At 54.1% G+C, this 20682-nt stretch carries 18 protein-coding genes and 1 pseudogene; 8 read left to right on the forward strand and 11 right to left on the reverse strand.

All coding sequences use genetic code 11. From position 1 onward, the window contains the following. Nucleotides 1–56: 56 nt before the first annotated feature. Nucleotides 57–446 (forward strand): annotated as a pseudogene (locus WN16_RS06670) (ISNCY family transposase); the annotation flags it as partial. 51 nt (nt 447–497) lie between these two features. On the opposite strand, the gene WN16_RS06675 reads toward WN16_RS06670, so the two are convergent. After that, on the reverse strand, nt 498–1910 hold the full coding sequence (locus WN16_RS06675) for a PLP-dependent aminotransferase family protein (RefSeq protein WP_003019183.1): 1413 nt from the start codon (nt 1908–1910) through the stop codon (nt 498–500). Nucleotides 1911–2087: 177 nt separating this feature from the next. On the opposite strand from WN16_RS06675, the gene WN16_RS06680 reads away from it, so the two are divergent. The 4 genes from WN16_RS06680 (at nt 2088) to WN16_RS06695 (ending at nt 4991) form a co-directional block, all read left to right on the forward strand. After that, nucleotides 2088–2252: a DUF1127 domain-containing protein gene (locus WN16_RS06680; RefSeq protein ID WP_003019180.1), complete on the forward strand. Its 165-nt coding sequence runs from the start codon at nt 2088–2090 to the stop codon at nt 2250–2252. A 146-nt stretch (nt 2253–2398) separates the two neighbouring features. Beyond that, nucleotides 2399–2863, forward strand: a complete 465-nt coding sequence (locus WN16_RS06685) for a MarR family transcriptional regulator (protein ID WP_032937631.1) — start codon at nt 2399–2401, stop codon at nt 2861–2863. Nucleotides 2864–2869: 6 nt separating this feature from the next. Next, nucleotides 2870–3937 carry an HlyD family secretion protein gene (locus WN16_RS06690; RefSeq protein ID WP_032937629.1) on the forward strand — a complete coding sequence of 356 codons (1068 nt, stop codon included), beginning with the start codon at nt 2870–2872 and terminating at the stop codon, nt 3935–3937. Next, on the forward strand, nt 3927–4991 hold the full coding sequence (locus WN16_RS06695) for a DUF2955 domain-containing protein (protein ID WP_032937626.1): 1065 nt from the start codon (nt 3927–3929) through the stop codon (nt 4989–4991). Before WN16_RS06690 ends, WN16_RS06695 begins: the two co-directional genes overlap by 11 nt. 50 nt (nt 4992–5041) lie before the next feature. Here WN16_RS06695 and yjiA read toward each other — a convergent pair whose 3' ends face one another. The 3 genes from yjiA to btsT all read right to left on the reverse strand — a co-directional run bounded on the left by yjiA (nt 5042) and on the right by btsT (nt 8466). Next, on the reverse strand, nt 5042–5998 hold the full coding sequence (yjiA, locus tag WN16_RS06700; protein WP_032937625.1) for a GTPase: 957 nt from the start codon (nt 5996–5998) through the stop codon (nt 5042–5044). A gap of 12 nt (nt 5999–6010) precedes the next feature. After that, on the reverse strand, nt 6011–6205 hold the full coding sequence (locus WN16_RS06705) for a YbdD/YjiX family protein (RefSeq protein WP_003830038.1): 195 nt from the start codon (nt 6203–6205) through the stop codon (nt 6011–6013). A gap of 110 nt (nt 6206–6315) precedes the next feature. Next, nucleotides 6316–8466 (reverse strand): pyruvate/proton symporter BtsT, encoded by a 2151-nt coding sequence (btsT, locus tag WN16_RS06710; protein WP_003845609.1) that lies wholly within the window; start codon nt 8464–8466, stop codon nt 6316–6318. Between the two features lie 365 nt (nt 8467–8831). Here btsT and tsr point away from each other — a divergent pair, with 365 nt between their 5' ends. Continuing rightward, nucleotides 8832–10493 (forward strand): methyl-accepting chemotaxis protein, encoded by a 1662-nt coding sequence (gene tsr, locus WN16_RS06715; RefSeq protein WP_044699072.1) that lies wholly within the window; start codon nt 8832–8834, stop codon nt 10491–10493. On the opposite strand, the gene WN16_RS06720 is transcribed toward tsr, so the two are convergent. The 3 genes from WN16_RS06720 to WN16_RS06730 form a co-directional block, all read right to left on the reverse strand. After that, nucleotides 10490–11005 (reverse strand): GNAT family N-acetyltransferase, encoded by a 516-nt coding sequence (locus WN16_RS06720; protein ID WP_003845611.1) that lies wholly within the window; start codon nt 11003–11005, stop codon nt 10490–10492. The genes tsr and WN16_RS06720 overlap by 4 nt on opposite strands. Before the next feature lie 52 nt (nt 11006–11057). Further along, nucleotides 11058–12419, reverse strand: coding sequence for an MFS transporter (locus WN16_RS06725; RefSeq protein WP_003845612.1), 1362 nt, complete (start codon nt 12417–12419; stop codon nt 11058–11060). Between the two features lie 213 nt (nt 12420–12632). Continuing rightward, on the reverse strand, nt 12633–13547 hold the full coding sequence (locus tag WN16_RS06730) for a GntR family transcriptional regulator (protein WP_016149506.1): 915 nt from the start codon (nt 13545–13547) through the stop codon (nt 12633–12635). A 136-nt stretch (nt 13548–13683) separates the two neighbouring features. Here WN16_RS06730 and WN16_RS06735 point away from each other — a divergent pair, with 136 nt between their 5' ends. Both WN16_RS06735 and WN16_RS06740 read left to right on the forward strand, forming a co-directional pair. Continuing rightward, entirely contained in the window at nt 13684–14706 is a 1023-nt protein-coding gene (locus WN16_RS06735) for a zinc-binding alcohol dehydrogenase family protein (protein ID WP_003837229.1), read from the forward strand. 13 nt (nt 14707–14719) lie between these two features. After that, on the forward strand, nt 14720–16165 hold the full coding sequence (locus tag WN16_RS06740; protein WP_016149507.1) for a tagaturonate reductase: 1446 nt from the start codon (nt 14720–14722) through the stop codon (nt 16163–16165). A 42-nt stretch (nt 16166–16207) separates the two neighbouring features. Here WN16_RS06740 and opgB read toward each other — a convergent pair whose 3' ends face one another. The 4 genes from opgB to dnaT form a co-directional block, all read right to left on the reverse strand. Next, a complete protein-coding gene (opgB, locus tag WN16_RS06745) occupies nt 16208–18499 on the reverse strand; it encodes a phosphatidylglycerol--membrane-oligosaccharide glycerophosphotransferase (protein WP_016149508.1) in 2292 nt (763 codons plus the stop codon). A 231-nt stretch (nt 18500–18730) separates the two neighbouring features. After that, nucleotides 18731–19222: a DUF2501 domain-containing protein gene (locus WN16_RS06750; RefSeq protein ID WP_003830016.1), complete on the reverse strand. Its 492-nt coding sequence runs from the start codon at nt 19220–19222 to the stop codon at nt 18731–18733. Between the two features lie 70 nt (nt 19223–19292). After that, complete coding sequence (gene dnaC / locus WN16_RS06755; RefSeq protein ID WP_003019133.1) at nt 19293–20030, reverse strand: DNA replication protein DnaC; 738 nt, start codon at nt 20028–20030, stop codon at nt 19293–19295. Between the two features lie 2 nt (nt 20031–20032). Next, complete coding sequence (dnaT, locus tag WN16_RS06760) at nt 20033–20572, reverse strand: primosomal protein DnaT (protein ID WP_003019130.1); 540 nt, start codon at nt 20570–20572, stop codon at nt 20033–20035. Nucleotides 20573–20682: the final 110 nt, after the last annotated feature.

Below are 20682 nucleotides of genomic sequence, written 5' to 3' on the forward strand. Positions count from 1 at the left end.
ATTATCCCGGAAATCGTCTCGCAAAGAGAGAAAGTTGCAGGTGAGGGTGTAGCTTCCTTATGGGGCTTGTTGAGCAAATTGTTTCCCTGCTACTTACGGGAGTGACTAATGACAGCCAGATAAAGACGCTGTTTAATTATATTTTGCAAACTGGCGATGCACCTCGCTTCAGTGAGTTTATTCGTGGGGTTGCTGAACGTTCACCACAGCATAAGGAGCATTTAATGACGATCGCGGACAGATTGCATGAGGCTGGATTTCAAAAAGGGTGGCTCGAAGGCCAGCAAAAAGGTAAGCAGGAAGGTAAACAAGAAGGTTTAATTGAGGGGCAACGCACCGAGGCGCTGCGCATTGCCCGCACCATGCTGGCCGACGGTACTGATCTCAGCACGGTGCAAAAAATTACCCGACTTTCCGTTGAAGATATTCAGGGCGTAAGCCATTAGAAATGACCTAAACCGTGCAATCGCCAGCCCGGTAGCACCGGGTGGTCTGATTTACTCTATCGCCACCTTTACCGCTTCCCCGAGTTTTTGCATCACTTCCCGATGCTTCTCGTTTGGCGGCAACGCGCAGTTGATGCGTACGCAGTTGCGATACTTTCCTGATGCGGAGAACAGCGAACCCGGTGCAACCTGGATTTTGAGGCGACAGAGCTGCTTAGCGACACAGACCATATCGACCTGGTGCGGCAGCTCGACCCACAGCATAAAGCCGCCTTTCGGTCGGGTGACGCAGATCCCGCAGGGGAAGTATTCCCGTACCCAACAGGTGTAGATCTCCATATTCCGCTGGTAGATCTGACGCATACGGCGAACATGCCGATGATAATGCCCCTCACGCACGAAAGCGGCGGCCGCCAGCTGCGTAGCAGGAACGTTAGTGCCGATGACGGCATATTTCATATGCAGAAATTTATCGTGATAACGACCGGGAATAACCCAACCGACGCGCAACCCCGGCGCCACGGATTTGGTAAATGAACTGCACAGTAGCACCCGACCATCGCTGTCCCAGGAGTGTATTGTGCGCGGACGGGGATATTCCGTGGCAAGCTCTCCGTACACATCATCTTCAAAAATAACAATATCGTGCTGCTGGGCGAGGGCGAGCACCGCCCGTTTACGCGCATCCGGCATAATAAATCCGAGGGGATTATTGCAGTTAGGAACCAGAATCACCCCTTTAATCGGCCACTGATCCAGCGCCAGTTCCAGCGCTTCAATGCTGATCCCTGTATCCGGATCGGTTGGGATCTCTATAACTTTGATCCCTAATCCGCGTAGCAGCTGCATCGTGCCGTAATAGGCGGGCGATTCTACGGCGACGATATCCCCTGGCTGGCAGACTGCCAGCAGCGCCAGTGACATCCCGCTCTGACTCCCGCTGGTGATCACAATATCATCCGCATTGATGACCGAACCTCCGTCCAGCATGAGCCGGGCAATCTGTTGACGCAATTCGCGACAGCCTGGTAATTCATCGTAGCCCAGAACCGCCTTGAGATTATGCTGCGCCACGCGACTTAGCTCGCGCCAGAGCGGCTTCAGGCTGGGTTGATTGATATCGGGCACGCCACTGCTAAAAGGGATTATCGATTTGTCTGCATGACCTGCAAGCATGTCCAGCACCTGATCCCACTGGGTTATCTCGACTGGACGTTGGACCGGGCGCGACATCAGCGGCACCGGCGGCTGTGCTTTTTGTGGTGCGACAAAATAACCGGAACGCGGCTGCGGCGTGATCAGCCGTAGTTGTTCCAGCGTCTGATATGCCTGCTGGACGGTGCTGATGCTGACCCCGTGCTCCTGGCTCAGGCTGCGTACCGAAGGCAGTTTTTCGCCATGGCGATACAGACCTTGCTCAATGCGTTCGGCCAGCAGATTGGCCAGATGTTGGTAACGCGTCATGCTGTATCCCTCATGGGTACCATACAGATTAACAAACCAGTACAGATTGACGTGAAAAAAGCGATGTAGAACTCTTTTTAACCAATCTGTATGTTAAATAAAAGTACTTTGTGAGTCTGTATTGTTTTGGGCCAAATCCGTGAAGATAAAGCCTCTGGCAAGGCGGGGAGGCAAGGTATGGAATTTCACGAGAATAAAGCAAAACAGCCGTTTATTGGGTTTGTACTGATCTGGCGGGCATACAAGGCGTGGCGGCTGCGAGCGCAAACGCGGCGCCTGTTGCAACAGATGAGCGACGAGCGGCTGAGGGACGTCGGGCTGCGACGCGATCAGGTGGAGTGATTTTCTTTCATCGACAGAGGCTGGGGTTTTCTCCCGGCCTCATTTGTATTTATGGTATTTATCAATTTATGCGTTCTGAATGATGTGTTTCTTGATACTTACCCTGATAAGTATTATTTTCTTCTCAGCTATGAGGGGAAGGATACATGACTGAAGATGAACTGTTTGCCCGCCGCCCGATGGGGATGCGCATGGCAATGGTGGTGCGCCAGTGGCGGGCCATTATTGATGCAGCCATTACCGACACTGGCCTGACGCAGTCAAGCTGGACGGTATTGATGCAGCTGTATCAACTGGGAGACAACGTCTCGGTCAGTGAACTGGCGGAGGTGCAGGGTATTGAACTGCCGCCGCTGATGCGCACCCTCTCACAGCTGGAAAAGCACGGCTATCTGCTGCGTTCCACATCGCCTTATGACAAACGCATTCGCCTGCTCACGCTGACCGAGCAAGGCCGCTCAAGGCTGGAAAAACTAAACCGGGTGATTGAGAACTACCAACATCGCGTCACGTGTACCATCCCCGAAGCGGAGCTTGCCGCCTTCAGCTCGACCTTAAATCAACTCGCCTGCAATTTGCGGACAATCCGCGAAGAAGACAATCAACACTAAAAATCTATGATGACCCCAGAACAAAAATTTGCCCGTTGGGTAAGGGTGAGTATTGCCGCTTTCCTGGTTATATTCGCCTGGTTTATCGTTGCCGATATCTGGATCCCGCTAACACCGGACTCCACGGTGATGCGTGTGGTAACGCCTGTTTCCTCACGCGTATCCGGCTACGTCTCGCAGGTGCATGTACATAACAATAGCCAGGTGAAAAAGGGCGATTTGCTGTACGAACTGGATCCGACGCCGTTTATCAATAAGGTCGAGGCTGCGCAAATCGCCCTTGAGCAGGCAAAGCTGAGCAACCAACAGTTGGATGCGCAGATCGCCTCTGAGCGTGCCAACCTGCGCACCGCGCAATTTAACGCCCGGAACGACAAGACCACCTTTGACCGCTATCAGCGCCTGAGTGCCATGCAGAACGTGTCGCAAGCCGATCTCGACAAGGTGCGCACCGCCTGGCAAACCAGCGAGCAGTCGGTGTCGGCGCTCAATGCCAGTATTCAGAACCTGCTGATCCAACGGGGCGAGCGCGATGATAAGCGTAACGTGACGCTACAAAAATACCGTAACGCGCTGGAAGAGGCGCAACTGAACCTCGGCTGGAGCAAAGTGTATGCCCAGACCGACGGTACGGTGAGCAATCTCCAGCTTAGTCCCGGACTTTACGCCACTGCCGCCACGCCATTGCTGGCGCTGGTCAGCCACCAGACCGATATCGTGGCCGACTTTCGCGAGAAAAGCCTGCGTCACACTAAAGTGGATACCGATGCCGCGGTGGTGTTCGACGCCATGCCGGGCAAGGTTTTCTCTGCTCGCGTCACCAGCAGCGATGCCGGTATTTTGGCAGGACAGGAGCAGGTTAACGGCCAGCTGTCGCAACCGGAACAGTCTACCCGCTGGGTGCGCGACGCCCAACGTATGCGTATTCACGTCGCGCTGAACGAACCGCTCGACACGCCGTTGCCGACCGGGGCGCGCGCCACGGTACAGCTGTACAACAGCGAGGGGATGTTCGCCCGCACCTTTGCCGGGGCGCAGATCCATCTCGTTAGCTGGCTGCATTATGTCTATTAACACTCTGGCCCACGTCTTTACGCCGCACGGGAATATTGTCTACACCGCCAATGATTTTCGCCAGACCCTGCGTATCTCGGTTGCCGGCACAATCGCGCTGAGTATTTCGACCTTCTACAACGTGCAGTACGGCGTGTTTTTCGTGGTTTATCCGCTGATGCTGCTGTCGCTGGTACCGGTGTTCAACCGCCATGTGGCCAAACAGTTTGTGTTCAGCGCGGCGGTGAACTGCGTCGAAATGGTACTGATTGTCGGCTATCTCTCACAATGGCCGCTGATTATGACGCTGGTGGTATTTAGCCTGTACGTGGTGCGTTTTCGTTTGATGAGCAAAGGACCGCTGTTTCTGTTCGGCTCAATGGGCGTGGTGTGCCAGAGCACGATGCTCAATTTTATGAGCTATCCCACCACCAACTGGCATACGCTGATGTTCTCAAATATGGAAGCCTGCGTCATGGCGGTGGCGCTGAGTGCGTTGCTGCATTATCTGATCCCGGACGTGGAACCCCGACAGCCGCCGCCGCGCATTGAGAAAGATGACGCCCGGGTTCGTCACGAGTCGCTGCTTTCCGGTTCGGTGGCGACAATGATTTTTGTGGTCTTTCAGATTTGCGACTTGAGCGATTCGCTGTCGGCGCTGATGGCGGGTATTTTGATCCTGTTTCCGATGCATTATCGTGGCGCGGTGTTGAGCTCTCTCTGGCGCGTGGTCGGCGTGGTACTGGCTTGTCTGTACATTCTGCTGGTGCAACTGCTGGTGTATGATTTCAGCAACCATATGCTGTTGATGATGCCGCTGATTGGCCTCGGGCTGGCGTTCAGCGCCCGCCTGCACGTGATGGAAAAAGTCGGTGCGGGCGTGGGTTTTGCTAGTATCACCACCATCGGCATTATGTTCGGCCAGAACCTGCATCCGGACAGCGATCTGGTGTTCAGCGATCTCTACCGCATCACCTCCGTTACCGTCGCGCTGCTGGCCACGTTAACAATGGTATTTCTGGTGCACCGCGTTTTGAACTGCTTTGCGGCGACACGATTTGTGATCACCGAGTGAGTGGCTGGAGTGCCGGATGGCGGCTGCGCCTTATCCGGCCTACAAAAAATCTACTTCTTCAACCCCGCAAACGCGGCTCTGATCTCGTCTTCCGGCAGATTAATACCGATAAACACCAGTTGGCTGTACGGTTGTTCGTCGCCCCACGGGCGGTCCCAGTCGGCGCTGTACAGGCGCTGGACGCCCTGGAACAGTAGGCGATTTGGCTCGCCTTCAATCCACAGCATACCTTTGTAGCGCAGCAGCTTCTCAGCGGATTCCAGCAGCAGATTTTCCATCACTCGGGACACGTCGCTGATGTTCACCGGGTAATCCAGCTCGACGACGATCGAGGAGATATCGTTTTGCTTGTCGGCGATAAAGTGGAAGCGCGGTTTGGCGCTGACCACGTTTTCTTCCAGCATGAAACCGTTGGTGTCGAACAGCAGGGATAGGTCGATATCGCCATGCGTGACGGTATACACCGGGGCGCGGGCGTTGATGCGCGCCAGGCGCTCACGCAGTTTTTCGCTTTCACCTGCTACGTCGGTTTTGGTCAGCAGGATGCGGTCGGCGTAGCCCACCTGAGACTGGGCAATGGTGAACTGGTTCATCTGCTCGTCGGCATGCACCGAGTCAACCAGCGCAATTACGCCGTCCAGCAGGTAGCGTTCGCAAATTACTTCATGGGAGAAAAAGGTCTGAATAATCGGGCCGGGATCGGCCATGCCGGTGCATTCGATCACCAGACGGTCGAAATTGATGGTGCCTTTGTCGAGGTTGTCGAGCAGATCGAGCAACGCGTCTTCCAGTTCGCTCGAACGGGTGCAGCAGATGCAGCCGTTGGTCAGGGTTTTGATCTGTGTTGCGCGATCGCCAATCAGCTGATCGTCCACCGAGACTTCGCCGAATTCGTTTTCGATAACGGCAATCTTGTAACCGTGCTGCTCGTTAAGAATATGGCGCAGCAGGGTAGTTTTACCCGCGCCAAGAAAACCGGTGAGTAGGGTAACTGCAATCGGGGTCATTCACTTCTCCTTCTAACAGCAACTGCTTCCGCCGCTACCGTAGCGGGCTTCCTGGCGCTCGCGGAAGAATTCTTCGTAGGTCATGTACGGCTTATCGGGATGGTTGGTCTTCATGTGCTCGACGTAGTTGTCGTAGTCCGGAATGCCAATCAGCATCTTTGCCGCCTGACCGAGATATTTCTTTGCCTGACCTAAAGTACCAAACATTCTGCCGTCCTGTTAATGAATAAAGCCGGATAGCGGCTTGCGCCTTATCCGGCCTACATACTGCACATTTTGTAGGCCGGATGAGCGCAGCGCCATCCGGCAATTACGGCTTAATGATGTGAAGAGGTTTTCACGCCGCCTTCCGGCACCGGTACATACGGTGTCTCTTTATCAGAGCGACCGTTGATGGTACGGGCTTTCTGCCAGGTACGGAACCCGTAGAAAATGATGCTGTACACCACCACCAGGAACAGAATACTCAGGCCTGCGTTGGTGTAGTTGTTGATGACGATATGATTCATATTGGCAATCTGCTGTGCGGTCAGTTCGCCGCCGTTAGCAATCTTCTCTTTGTACTGATTCGCCATGAAGAAGAAGCCTTCCATCTGCGGGTTGGTGCTGAACAGTTTCAGACCCAGCGCCCAGGTGGTGCAGATAAGCAGCCATACTGCCGGAACCACGGTAACCCAGATGTATTTGGTACGTTGCATTTTAACCAGCACCACGGTGCCGAGAACCAGCGCCACGGCAGCCAGCATCTGGTTAGAGATACCGAACAGCGGCCACAGGCTCTTAACGCCGCCCAGCGGGTCAACAACACCTTGATACAGCAGGTAACCCCACAGGCCTACGCAGCCCGCAGTACCAATGATACCCGCAACCAGAGAGTCGGTTTTCTTCAGGAACGGAACGAAGTTACCCAGTAAATCTTGCAGCATAAAGCGGCCAGAACGGGTACCGGCGTCCAGTGCGGTCAGGATGAACAGCGCTTCGAACAGGATACCGAAGTGGTACCAGAAGCCCATGTCAGCCATCGGCAGCACTTTGTGGAACACGTGGGCGATACCAACGGCCAGCGTCGGTGCACCACCTGCGCGGTTCAGAACGGACGGCTCGCCGATGTCTTTCGCGGTTTGCAGGATCTGCTCAGGCGAAATCACAAAGCCCCAGGAGCTGACGGTTGCCGCTGCGTGTGCGGTAACGTCTTTCAACTGCGCCATAATCAGCGGCGCGTTCTCACCGCTCATTTCATGCAGGTTCGGCATGGTGATGCCAAGGCCAGCAGGCGGGGTGTTCATTGCGAAGTACAGACCCGGTTCGATGATGGACGCAGCAACCAGCGCCATAATCGCCACGAAGGATTCCATCAGCATCGCGCCGTAACCAATGAAACGCGCGTCGGTTTCACAGGCCAGCAGCTTCGGTGTAGTACCGGAAGCGATCAGCGCGTGGAAGCCAGATACCGCACCACACGCGATGGTGATGAACAGGAACGGGAACAGAGCGCCTTTCCACAGCGGGCCAGTACCATCAACGTACTGGGTCATCGCCGGCATTTTCAGTTCCGGGTTGAGAATAACAATCCCCACCGCCAGACCGACGATAACGCCGATTTTCAGGAAGGTAGCCAGATAGTCGCGCGGGGCAAGGATCAGCCATACCGGCAGCAGCGCAGAGATAAACGCGTAACCGATCAGGGTGAAGGTAATGGTGGTGTCTTTAAAGGTCAGCGCCGGGCCCCAGTACGGGTCGTGCGCAATCACGCCGCCGAAGTAGATGGAGGCAACCAGCAACACAATACCAATCACCGACACTTCGCCCACGCGTCCTGGGCGCAGGAATCGCATGTAGATCCCCATGAACAGCGCGATAGGTACGGTTGAGCAGACGGTGAACACACCCCACGGGCTTTCAGCCAGTGCTTTCACCACGATCAACGCCAGTACCGCGAGGATGATGATCATGATTAAGAAGCAGCCGAACAGCGCAATGGTTCCCGGCACCGGGCCCATCTCTTCTTTGATCATCTCACCCAGAGATGCGCCGTTACGGCGAGAAGAGATAAACAGCACCATGAAGTCCTGCACCGCACCGGCCAACACTACGCCCGCCAGCAACCACAGCGTACCAGGCAGGTAACCCATCTGCGCGGCCAGTACCGGCCCAACCAGCGGACCTGCACCTGCGATAGCAGCAAAGTGGTGACCAAACAACACGTTACGGTTGGTTGGAACGTAGTTCAGACCATCATTGTTGATGACCGCCGGCGTGGCGCGCGTCGGGTCAAGTTTCATCACCTTTTGGGCGATGTACAAACTGTAGTAACGATAAGCCACCAGATAAACAGAAACTGAGGCGACTACGATCCACAGGGCACTGATGTGCTCACCCCGACGTAATGCCACTACCGAGAGGCAGAATGCACCGATGATTCCGAGAATCACCCAGGGTATGTGCTTGAATATCTTTTTCGTATCCATAGTAAAACCTGGTATCTAATTAATAATTGGCCGAAGCCGCGTGGGTTTGATCTTGTGTTTGAGGAGGTTATTTGACTGCTATGTTGGGGGGATCTTGCCAGAGAATTACGCGCGTAAAGTAAGGTAAATAAGTGAGCGGTTGTATGTCAGCTTAAGCGGTCCCAAGTGTCAGCGAGCGGTAAGCGGTGGGGACTAACGGGTATATTTATGTGATTGAGATCACTAATAAACCCGCTTAGCGCTTTAGCAGACGGCGTGGATCGACGAATCGTCGATGCTGAGATCGATTCAACTAGCACAAATTTCATAAAGTTTTCCCTTTCCAGGCCGAAAATTCTGATATCTGTCTAGCGGAAAGAGAAAACATGTTAAAACGAATGAAGATTGTTACCAGCTTACTGCTGGTATTGGCGCTATTTGGCCTTTTACAGCTCGCCTCGGGCGGCTTGTTTTTTAACTCACTTAAGAATGACAAAGAGAACTTTACCGTTCTGCAAACCATTCGCCAGCAACAGTCTGCGCTGAACGCCACCTGGGTTGAGCTGCTGCAAACGCGTAATACCCTGAACCGGGCGGGCATTCGCTACATGATGGATCAGAGCAATATCGGCAGCGGCGCGACCGTTGCCGAACTGATGCAGGTAGCCAGCACGGCGCTGAAGCTGACGGAAAAAAACTGGGCGATTTACGAGTCGATCCCGCGCGATCCGCGCCAAAGCGAAGCCGCTTTCCAGGAGATCAACCGCACCTATGACATCTATCACGGTGCGCTGGCGGAGCTGATCCAGTTACTGGGTGACGGGAAGATCAACGCGTTCTTTGATCAACCGACGCAGAGCTATCAGGATGGCTTTGAGAAGCAGTATATGAGTTACATGCAGCAGAACGATCGCCTGTATGACATCGCGGTGGAAGATAACAACAGTTCTTACAGCCAGGCGATGTGGGTGCTGATCTGCGTGCTGATTACCGTACTGGCGGCGATTATTGCGGTGTGGTTTGGTATCAAACTGACCCTTATCTCCCCAATGAACCGTCTGATTGACAGCATTCGTCATATCGCCAGCGGCGATTTGGTGAAGCGTATTGAGGTGGAAGGTTCCAACGAGATTGGGCAACTGGCGGAAAGCCTGCGTCACATGCAGGGTGAGCTGATGAATACCGTGGGTGACGTGCGTAACGGCGCCAACGCGATTTACAGCGGGGCCAGCGAGATTGCGATGGGCAATAACGATCTCTCCTCCCGTACCGAACAGCAGGCGGCCTCTCTGGAAGAAACCGCAGCCAGCATGGAACAGTTGACGGCAACCGTGAAGCAGAACGCCGAAAACGCGCGTCAGGCCAGCCATCTGGCGCTGAGTGCGTCGGAAACCGCGCAGAAAGGCGGCAAAGTGGTGGACAACGTGGTGCAAACCATGCGTGATATCGCTTCCAGTTCGCAGAAGATCGCCGACATTATTAGCGTCATCGACGGCATTGCCTTCCAGACCAATATTCTGGCACTCAACGCCGCGGTAGAAGCCGCACGCGCGGGCGAGCAGGGCCGTGGATTTGCGGTGGTTGCGGGTGAAGTGCGTAACCTGGCCCAGCGTAGTGCGCAGGCCGCGCGCGAGATTAAGAGCCTGATTGAAGATTCGGTCAGCCGTGTGGATGTTGGTTCAACGCTGGTTGAAAGCGCCGGTGAAACCATGGATGAGATCGTCAATGCGGTAACCCGCGTGACCGATATCATGGGTGAAATCGCCTCTGCTTCTGATGAACAGAGCCGCGGTATTGATCAGGTTGGTCTGGCCGTTGCCGAGATGGATCGTGTGACGCAGCAGAACGCCTCGCTGGTGGAAGAATCCGCCGCTGCCGCTGCCGCGCTGGAAGAGCAGGCCAGCCGCCTGACTCAGGCCGTTGCTGTGTTCCGTATTCAGCATGACCAACAGCGCGCGCGTGACGTTGCGGCCGCTAAACCGGTTTCAACGGTCCAGCCGCGTAAAGCCGCGGTAGCGGATGCCGGGGATAACTGGGAAACGTTCTAAGTAAGCATCAAGCGCATGGCGCAGCGTGATTCATACGCCAGTCCATGCGCCGCTTCCTCTTCTCTTTTCTGGCGCAACTTTGCAGGCAGCGTCTCTTCAGCCAACATTTCAAATCCCAGACGCGCGTACCATGGCGCATTCCACGGCACATCGCGGAAGGTGGTCAGCGTGAGCGATGTGTAACCTTTCTCGCCCGCCTGTTCGGCAACATAGCAAATTAATCGGCGGCCAATTCCCTTTCCCTGCCACTCCTGATGCAGCGACAGTTCCGCAATAAACAGCGATGAATCCAGCGTTTCGGCGACTAAAAAGCCGACCGGATGCTCATCGGCCTGCGCCAGCCAGCTCAAGCCAGTGGCGGCAAATGCCTGATGCTGAGCAGACGATATAATCTGGTCATCAGCAATCCACGCCAGTTCTGGGATCTGTAAAAAACGTTGCCCCGCAGATCGTTCGATGGCGGGAAGAGCGGCTGCGTCTGCCAGAGTAGTAGCGCGTAAGGTGATGTTCATACGAGGAGCATAACATGCCCGATAAGCACGGTGTTATCGGGCATCTGGAGGATTAATCTTTACGTGGATCGCTAATGGGCTGGCGAACCAGGAAGATGTAGGCAAGGGCCCCCACCATGGTGACGCAGCCGCAGATGATCAGCGCCAGGCGGAAAGAGTTGGTGGTATCAACAATAAATCCGGTGACGATCGGCGCAAACGACGCGCAGATAAAGCTGGCAAAGTTCTGGATACTGCCCACGGAAGCGGTCATGCGTGAGGCGACGGCGACGTGGATCAGGCCCCAGCACGAGGTACCGGCGAAGTGGATACAGAACAGCGCCATACCGATCAGTAACACGGCGGCCATTGACGTTGTGGCCTGCGGCACAACGAAGGTGAAGGCTGCAGAGCAGAACATCCCGGCGATTATACAAATCTTACGGCTCTTAATCGGCGCCATACCGCCCTTCACCAGCCAGTCGGTGACAAAACCGTTAATCAACATGCCGGCTGCGCCAAACAGGAACGGGATCGCCGCCATTAATCCGGTGCTTTTTAAATCCAGGTTGTAGGAGGTTTGCAGGTAGCCCGGCAGCCAGGCCAGGTATAACCATGCGGTATAGTTGATGCCGCTAAAGCCCAGCATCATGCCCCACATGGTACGGTTGCGAAACAGGCTGCGCCATTCGGCAAAGCTCAGCGGATCGCGGCGGGCATTGACGCTACCAGCGTTCAGGTACGCTTGTTCCGTGGCGCTCAGCTCAATTTGCTCGCGGTTGCGATACAGCATGTACCAGCCGATGGCGAGGAAAATACCCAGCACGCCAATGGTGATGAACATCCAGCGCCAGCCCATTACCAGCATCATGGCAGCCAGAATCGGCGGGCTAATGGCAACCCCGATGGTGGAGGCGGCGTTGAATAATCCCATCGGGCGGCCGCGCTCTTTGATGTTAAACCAGTCGTTGATGACCTTTACGCCGCACGGGTTCATTGGCGCTTCGCCGATCCCCATCCCGATACGCACCAACACAAACTGGGTGAAGCTGTGCACCATGCCGGACATCGCCTGAAACAGCGACCAGAAGAACATCCCCAGCCCCAGCATAATGCGCGGACCTTTGCGATCCAGCAGCGGGCCGCAGGGCAATTGCGCAATACCATAAGCGAGAGAAAATACCGACAGCAGCACGCCGATTTGCGTGGCGCTCAGCCCCAGTTCTTCACGAATCGTTAAGTTGGCGACCGACAGAGAACTGCGGTCGAGGTAATTAATAACCGCAGCAAAAAATAATAAAATCATTGCCGTGGTTTGAATACGTTTTATTCGGCTACTGCGTTGCACCATGCCCTCAGGCGGAACATTAATATCCGCAGATGATGACGTGCCAAACGAAGAACTCGGGTCGAGGGTAATATTATTTTTTTCCACGCCGGACTCCTGAACCTCAATAATTTATTTTTCACACAGCAGGACTGTGCAGTATTGAAAAAATACCGGTGATGAATCAATTTGCTCATCACCGCTCACAAAAGTTTTTAATGCAATCGACTTAGCGTGAGCATAGGCAAGAGGTATTTTTCAGGCGTTTTTATTTTTATAAAATCGTGCTCCCGGTAATGATTTGCTGTTTTTTATCGGTACTTAATGGGCGGCGCTATGACTCTGGTTGATGGAACGAATCATTGATTGTTTGGCTGAATTCAAATGGTTACAAAGCGCCAGGGTGGCATCCAGGTCGCTGCGGCAGATCAGCGCGCTGAGGATGGTCATATGCTCATCGATGGCAATGATGTTGCGTTGTTTGAGGTCGCTCTCATCCCACTGATAGTGGAAGTGGAAAATCACGGAGATGATTTCAAGTGATTGATTGAAAAATATATTATCGGCAGCAGAGAGCAGCAAGGCATGAAACTCACGGTCTAACTGCGAGAACATACGAAAGCTGCTGCCGATGCTGTCGCGCAGGATCCGGTGGCGTTCCAGCAGCGTTTTCGCTTGCAGCCAGCGTGGGTCATCGTCGGGCAGATTGAGAAAATGTTGCAGGGAATGGGTTTCCAGCATTTCTCTGAGTTCAAACAGCTGCTCCGCATAGGCCTGATCGAACTGCTTCATGCTCCACTGACCGCGTTTTTCGTTTTTGATCAGGTTGTAACGTTCGAATTTTAAAAGATATTCCCGTACGACTACCGGACTGACGCCCGCGGCTCTGGCAAGCTGCAGTTCGGAGAAGCTCTCGCCTGCACGCAGCTGGCGCTGGTTGATCATAGTGAAAAAAGCCTGCTCAAAAATCCGGTTTTGCTCGGTCATGGAGGCGGTGGTGCAGGCAAAACCGTCGTCATGGTCGGGTTTACGCACGATAACATAGTGGCTGCCGACCTGGGTCAGAACGCCGCACTTGCCTAAGTGGCTCAGCATATGACGCACGGTGGTGCGGCTGATGTTGTACATCTCCGCTAATGCGCTTTGCGACGGGAGAGGGGAAGGGATATGACCACGCGCCATATCATCGATAATCTGGTTAATCACATTGTGGCGTAAGTTCTGCGAACGGCTCATGGCTTCTCCTTTTTACCTATTAAAACCCGATTTAAAACATTTTTATGCGCTGGGATTCACAGATTGTGTTTCTGCTTTCTCCGTCTTTTTTATTTTCGTTGATATCTGAGGCAACAAAAAACAGGAGAGCAGAATCATGTCTACGATGAATACGTTGATTTGCCAGGAACCTAAAAAATTAGTCTGGAAAGAACGCGAAATACCTATTCCGGGTGAGAGTGAAGCATTAATAAAAATTAAATCGGTAGGGATTTGTGGTACCGATATTCATGCCTGGGGTGGCAATCAACCTTTTTTCAGCTACCCACGTGTATTAGGGCATGAAATATGTGGGGAAATTGTCGGGCTGGGTAAGAATATACAGAATCTGAAAAATGGCCAGCAGGTGGCGGTTATTCCTTACGTGGCCTGCCAGCAGTGTCCGGCATGCCTGAGCGGGCGCACCAACTGCTGCGAGAAGATTTCAGTAATTGGCGTGCACCAGGATGGCGGTTTCAGTGAATATTTGTCCGTTCCGGTGACCAACCTGCTGGATGCGCAGGGGATTGACCCGCAGGCGGCGGCGCTGATTGAGCCTTATGCCATCAGCGCGCATGCGGTACGCCGGGCGGCGGTGGCGCCGGGTGAGCAGGTGCTGGTGGTCGGCGCTGGTCCGATTGGCCTGGGGGCTGCAGCGATTGCCAAAGCCGATGGCGCACAGGTGGTGGTCGCCGATACCAGTCCCGCACGCCGAGACCATGTGGTTTCCCGCCTGGGACTTCCGGTTATCGACCCATCCGCTGAAGATTTTGATGCGCAGCTGCGCGCTCAGTTTGGCGGTTCGCTGGCGCAAAAGGTCATTGATGCCACGGGGAATCAACATGCGATGAATAACACGGTGAATTTGATTCGTCATGGCGGCAGCATCGTTTTCGTTGGGTTGTTTAAAGGCGATTTGCAGTTCTCTGACCCTGAGTTCCACAAGAAAGAGACCACCATGATGGGCAGTCGCAACGCCACGCCGGAAGATTTCGCCAAAGTGGGCCGCCTGATGTCGGAAGGCAAATTGACCGCCGACATGATGCTTACGCACCGTTACGCGTTTGCCACACTGGCTGAAATCTACGAGCGGGATGTGATCAACAACCGTGAACTGATTAAAGGCGTGATCACGTTCTGAGAGGGAAAACAGGATGAAAACATTGAATCGACGTGATTTTCCGGGAGCCAGCTACCCAACGCGTGTGATCCAGTTTGGAGAAGGTAACTTTCTGCGGGCGTTTGTCGACTGGCAACTGGATATCCTCAACGAGCATACCGATCTGAACGCTGGCGTGACCATCGTTCGGCCAATTAATACCGATTTTCCTCCGTCGCTGAATACCCAGGATGGGCTGTATACCACGCTTATTCGCGGGCTAAACGAGCAGGGTGAGGCGGTGAGTGAGGCGCGGCTTATCCGGTCGGTGAATAACGAAATCAACCCGTACCAGGATTTCGCGGCGTATCTGGCGCTGGCGCACAATGCGGATATCCGTTTTGTGTTTTCAAATACTACCGAAGCCGGAATTAGCTATCACGCGGCAGACTGTGTGGATGATGCGCCGCCGGTGAGCTTTCCGGCCAAACTGACGCGCCTGCTGATGGAGCGCTTTAACCACTTTGAGGGCGCGGTGGATAAGGGCTGGGTAATTATTCCGTGCGAGCTTATCGACTATAACGGTGAGGCGCTCAAATCCCTGGTGCTGCGGTATGCGCAGGAGTGGCAGCTTCCTCCGGCATTTGCCGACTGGGTGGAGACGGCAAACACGTTCTGTTCCACGCTGGTTGACCGTATTGTCACCGGCTACCCGCGCGAAGAAGCCGCTGCGCTGGAGGCTACACTTGGCTATCACGATGCGTTTCTCGATACCGCGGAGCATTTTTACCTGTTTGTGATCCAGGGGCCGCAGTGGCTGGCAGAGGAGCTGAAGCTGGCGCAGTGTCCGCTGAATATCCGTGTAGTGAGCGATATCAAACCGTACAAAGAGCGCAAAGTCGCTATTCTCAATGGCGCGCATACGGCGCTGGTGCCGGTGGCGTGGCTGTGCGGGTTGGAGACCGTTGGCGAGGCGATGCAGGATGCTGATATCCGCCGCTTTGTCGAGCGGGCGATTAGTGAGGAGATTATTCCGGTGTTGGATCTCCCGGCGGACGAACTGCGAGAATTTGCCGACGCGGTGAGCGGGCGTTTTCAGAACCCCTACATTCGCCACCAGTTGCTTTCCATTGCGCTTAACGGGATGACTAAATTCCGCACCCGAATTTTGCCGCAACTGCTGGCGGGTGAGCAAAATGGGCGCTGGCCAGTGCGGTTAACGTTTGCCCTCGCTGCGCTGCTGGCGTTTTATCGCGCAGAGCGTAACGGGGAACGCTATCCGATACAGGATGATGAGCAGTGGGTAAGCCTCTATGCCAGCCTGTGGCCGCGAGTTGGCAATGATTTAACGCTGCGTGAACTGGTGGATTCAGTGCTTGGCGATGCGGCGCACTGGGGAGAGGATTTGACGTTGTTACCTGGGCTTGCCGGGCAGGTGACGGCCAACCTGGAGATGATTCTGGTGCAGGGTATGCGCCAGGCGGTGAACAGTCTGGAATAAGGTTGCCATGCAGCGCCCGGTGTGGTGTTGGGCGCTGTTTTTTTATCCCTGAGCAGCCACTATTTTGATTTCAACCATCCCGATCCCCAGCTTACGCGGTGAGTGACCGAGAATATTGCCCTCGTTGGTGGCGACCGGATCGGGTGGAACAATAACCAGCGTATCGGCATTCGCCGGGTTATCAAAATGTAAGGTAGTGGTGCTGACGTCATGGCCTAACACCAGCGTCTGTTCCTCGTTGCCAACGCGCACGGGGATCGGACGATTGGCATTGTCACCGAAGGCTTTCGCGGTAATGACCAGATCGAATTTCTTCGGTAGCGGGGCTTTGTACTCAATCGTTACTTCTTCGCTGAGCTGCGCATTGGACCAGCGTCCCCAGGATTCGGGGCGTGAAATACCGCTAAATTGTTTCACCTCTTCCGGCGCGCCCGCCACGTTGAAAACGAAGCTATCTGCTTTGTAGCGAATGTCGTTATCGACAATTTTCAGCGTATCGACGTTACCTTTGTAGCGCTCCATGTCGATCACCGTATCTTTAAATACGGTTTTACTTTTCCATTTGGCTTTGTCGACGTGCTGCACAATTTGCTGCCCGCCTAACTGACCCTGTGAAACGCACCAGTCGGTAGAAAGCGCCAGCTCCGGCGCCCACAGTTGCGCCATTTTGTAGCAGCGATCGACCCAGACAAAGTTATCGCGCGGGGCGAAATCCGCCAGCTGGAAGCGCAGCGGGGCCGAGTATTCGCTTTCCGGCAGCGGCTCTACGCGTTTGTCCGATACACGCAGCAGCAATGGCAGGCGGAAATGGCTGCCGGAGAAGGAGATCATATTTTTGTCCTGGTCGACGGTGAACTCTTTCATCTCTTTCGGGAAATTCCACAGACGAATGATATCGGGCTTCCACGCCAGCATTTTTTCTTTAATGTTCAGGAATACTTCCGACACGGATTCGCTAGACAAGCTGCTACGGCCAAGACCGATAAAGTTATCGCCGCCGAGAATATCCAGTACCGTTGCGCCGTTATCCATCGTATTACGTTTTACCGCCAGCGTGTCCTGTTGCGGTTGGTCGCCGCGCAGCACGAAGAACAGGTTGTTACGATCCTGCTTGTTCAGATACTTCCATGCGGTGTTGTTCATCGCCAGATGATCGGAAGAAACAACGATAACGGTATCTTTAAACCACGGCGATGCTTTGATTTTATTGATAAATTCGGCAATGTTTTCCTGGCTGCAGCCGACCGCGCTGAACGACTGGTTGGCCTTCCCGTCGATGTCATAACGTTTACGGTTGCAGCTACGTGAGATAAATCCATCCGGATGATGGGTGTCCACGGTCAGGGTAAACAGTGAAAAACGCTGGCCCGAGCGCGAAAGCTCTTCGAATTTTTTCCATGCTTCGTCCAGCACGGTATCGTCGTAGAAGCCCCAGTCGTTACGATAGGCCGGGTCCGCCACCACGCTTTTTAACTCTTCCGCACCGTACAGATGGTCAAAGCCGTGAGATTTCAGGAACACGTCTTTGCCGGCAAAGCGCAGGTTGGCACCCTGCACAAAGTAGTTCTGATAGCCGGAGTTTTTCAGGATATCGCCCAGACAGATATTGTTAGGGAAGAAACTTGAGACCGACGCCGAGGCGTTGCCTTCAAATGGCGCAAACAGCGGAATACCGCACTGGGAGGCGACCATGCCAGCGATGGTGTAATCAGTACCCGGTAGTTGCATGGTATTGCTGAAATCCAGACCTTCATTTTTTAACGCGCCGAGTTCCGGGGTCAGATCCGGGAACGCGTCGTTATTAAAATAGGTGCGCTCGAGGCTCTCACCGTAGATATACACCAGGTTCAGCTTCGGGTTGGGAATGGTTTTCGACGGCTCTTTATAATACGTCGTGAAATCCGGATCGCCATCGCGCGACTGCGACTTCACCAGTTCGGTTATCTGGTGAAACGCCGGGCTGGCGTCAACGGAGGCCAGCGCCAGCAGCAGGGCCAGCAGACTGTAACCCACATGATGCGGGTGATGGCGACGGCGGCGCAGGATCCAGCCGAGCGCGACAAAAACTGTCGTCAGCGCCAGCGCGATGCCGACCCCCGGCAAAATATATTTTCCAATCCCCGCGCCGGTCAGGCTGTTGGTCAGCGTGTAGAGTACCGCGTCATTGATCCCGTCGCCGGTGAAATAGTCACTGGCGTACAGCGTGATATTCAGGACAATAAAAATCCCCAGCACCGTTAACGTGGCGGCAAACCACCAGGTGTTGCGACCCGCTTTCCAGGCGTAAATCAGCACTGAAGCGAGAAACAGAGTGATGGAGATTAATTCTGACAACGGTCGATCCTCAATAAACCGGGCACATGCCTGGCAGGCTAATCATTAGGGGAAAGCACAATGTAATAGCGATGTTATATTGCTGCAATTGTAGTGACATTAAATTACGTTGTTATTCAGAATTGGTTTAGATATGTGTGTTTTTTGCAGGGGATTTACTGGTTATTTAACGTGTGAATGTAATGGGGTAAAAAATAGATGCCGCGCAGGTTATACGCGGCATGTCGTGCGTCAGGAAATGAAGTTCATGCCCTGTTTTAACACCAGATCGCAGGCCTTGGTTTTAACCTGTTTCGCCAGCGAGCTGTTGCCAATCGTGTTCAGGTCCAGCTGTTGACCATCTTTGGCGTTGAGCAGACCCTGAATCCCGTCCATATAGTTGGTGTCTTGCTTCTGCTCAGGAGCACTGAGCCCCAGTTTATCCAGCACCTGGTTTTTCACGTTTTGCGTGTCGGTGACCGAGGCCAGCTTCTGTTTCGCGCAATATTCCAGGATCCCGGCGGCGTTATTCATGCTGCTAGAGGTCAACGACTGATTGCTGCCATTCAGCAGGCTGGTCAGGGAAGAGAGCGACGAGCTGCTTTGCGAGCCGGAGCTTTGTTTGCTTAGCTCACTGGCCGCGCTGGAGAGCGAATCCTGCCAGGAGGCGGCAAAAACGCTGGTGGAGATGAGCGTGCTGGCGGCAAGCGCACAGCACAGCAGACGTTTGGTAGTTTTCATCATTATATGCAACTCGTGTTATGCCTTTTCAGCGCAGTATAGCGCTGGCAGTCTTAGGAGTGGTCCTAATACGTTAATACTCTTTACCGGTGACCCGACTACGGTAGCTTTCCCAGTTAAAAATGACCCACAGGCTGTTGCCAAGGCGCATACGGTCCATCACGCGCTCGCCCAGCAGCTTGTTCATTTCATCCATATTGCTGTTAGTTAACATGCCGGTCGGACGTTTTGAGGATGAACGGCGATCGACAATCTGATTAATAATCACTTTTTCATAGCGGGATTCGGTCTGCATGCCGATCTCGTCGATCACCAGCAGATCCACATTGCTCAGATCGTTGAGCAGCTGTTCTTCGCTGGTTTCACGATTGCTGAACGTTTCTTTCATCGCCGACATGATATCGGCCACGGTAATGATCAGTACCGACTTGCCGCGCAATAGCAGTTCGTTGCAGATGGCGGCGGCCAGATGGTTTTTGCCGGTGCCGGGTTTGCCGGAGAAGATAAAGCTGGCGATGTTGCCGTCAAACTCTTCAACGTATTGGCGGGCTTTGCTCAGGGCGTTCATCTGACCTTCGCACTCTACCCGATAGTTTTCGAACGAACAGTTCTGATGCAGCGGACGGATACCGGAACGGTTGAATGTGCGCTGCATTTTCATGGCCCGGTTTTCGCGGGCCAGCGCTGCGGCACGAATTTCACCTTGCTCTTTTTGCCATGCCAGCAGCTCCTCGCCCGTTTTAAAGGCGGGCTCGACATTAGGTGGCATCATTTTTTGCAGACGTTTCATCAGGTCGCCAACGTTTTTCATCGTTATCCTCTAAAACCCGGTGGAATGTGGCTGTCAGGTTCACTGACGCTGTTCACATCGCGCTTTGGCATTCCGCCATTGCTGGCCCGTCCAATCTGAATGCTGCGCGCCAGTTTTTGCTGCCACTGAATATGGTGAAAGACTTTGCCTTCAGCCTGCCAGTAGGCAACAAATGAGGCCAGTTCTTCAGCAGTAACCGGCTCTCGCAACGCTACGCCCCATAAAGCGGCCTGACGCTGAAAGTCGGCATCAGGCTGCCAGGCAGCGTACATCGCAAATTTCCCCATTGGCACGGCAACGGGAGCGGTTTGCGGCTCTTCATAAAATTGATCATCCAATGTCACATCGCTTCCCGGGCGTGACAGTTTCTCCTCAAGCGCCAACAGCTCAGCCAGTCTCGCAGGCGTCACCGCGTAAAACGCTGGTGCATTGTTAGCGAATACGGCTACGGCGCCACCCGCAGACTTGGCCAGCACAGCGTGGTGATCGTGTAATAAGGCGTCAATGCTCGTGACGTCTGGCGTCAAAATTTTGCAGGGCATAATGTTTCTCAATACTGAACAACAACCGAGAAGGGGACTGCTTTATAGTAACACAGAGAAGAAGGAGAGCAGCAGGTGAGGGGAGATTCCCCTCTCTGCACAGTATTAAA

Source organism: Citrobacter sp. ABFQG, from assembly GCF_004322975.1.
Lineage (GTDB): Bacteria > Pseudomonadota > Gammaproteobacteria > Enterobacterales > Enterobacteriaceae > Citrobacter > Citrobacter freundii.

Bases quoted from the DNA above. Each gene is read 5' to 3' on its own strand.
- WN16_RS06735 (WP_003837229.1), top strand. From the start codon at position 13,684: ATGTCTACGATGAATACGTTGATTTGCCAGGAACCTAAAAAATTAGTC.
- WN16_RS06690 (WP_032937629.1), top strand. From the start codon at position 2,870: ATGATGACCCCAGAACAAAAATTTGCCCGTTGGGTAAGGGTGAGTATT.
- dnaT (WP_003019130.1), bottom strand. From the start codon at position 20,572: ATGCCCTGCAAAATTTTGACGCCAGACGTCACGAGCATTGACGCCTTA.
- WN16_RS06720 (WP_003845611.1), bottom strand. From the start codon at position 11,005: ATGAACATCACCTTACGCGCTACTACTCTGGCAGACGCAGCCGCTCTT.
- tsr (WP_044699072.1), top strand. From the start codon at position 8,832: ATGTTAAAACGAATGAAGATTGTTACCAGCTTACTGCTGGTATTGGCG.
- WN16_RS06695 (WP_032937626.1), top strand. From the start codon at position 3,927: ATGTCTATTAACACTCTGGCCCACGTCTTTACGCCGCACGGGAATATT.
- WN16_RS06705 (WP_003830038.1), bottom strand. From the start codon at position 6,205: ATGTTTGGTACTTTAGGTCAGGCAAAGAAATATCTCGGTCAGGCGGCA.
- WN16_RS06680 (WP_003019180.1), top strand. From the start codon at position 2,088: ATGGAATTTCACGAGAATAAAGCAAAACAGCCGTTTATTGGGTTTGTA.
- btsT (WP_003845609.1), bottom strand. From the start codon at position 8,466: ATGGATACGAAAAAGATATTCAAGCACATACCCTGGGTGATTCTCGGA.
- dnaC (WP_003019133.1), bottom strand. From the start codon at position 20,030: ATGAAAAACGTTGGCGACCTGATGAAACGTCTGCAAAAAATGATGCCA.
- WN16_RS06750 (WP_003830016.1), bottom strand. From the start codon at position 19,222: ATGATGAAAACTACCAAACGTCTGCTGTGCTGTGCGCTTGCCGCCAGC.
- WN16_RS06675 (WP_003019183.1), bottom strand. From the start codon at position 1,910: ATGACGCGTTACCAACATCTGGCCAATCTGCTGGCCGAACGCATTGAG.
- WN16_RS06730 (WP_016149506.1), bottom strand. From the start codon at position 13,547: ATGAGCCGTTCGCAGAACTTACGCCACAATGTGATTAACCAGATTATC.
- WN16_RS06685 (WP_032937631.1), top strand. From the start codon at position 2,399: ATGACTGAAGATGAACTGTTTGCCCGCCGCCCGATGGGGATGCGCATG.
- WN16_RS06740 (WP_016149507.1), top strand. From the start codon at position 14,720: ATGAAAACATTGAATCGACGTGATTTTCCGGGAGCCAGCTACCCAACG.
- yjiA (WP_032937625.1), bottom strand. From the start codon at position 5,998: ATGACCCCGATTGCAGTTACCCTACTCACCGGTTTTCTTGGCGCGGGT.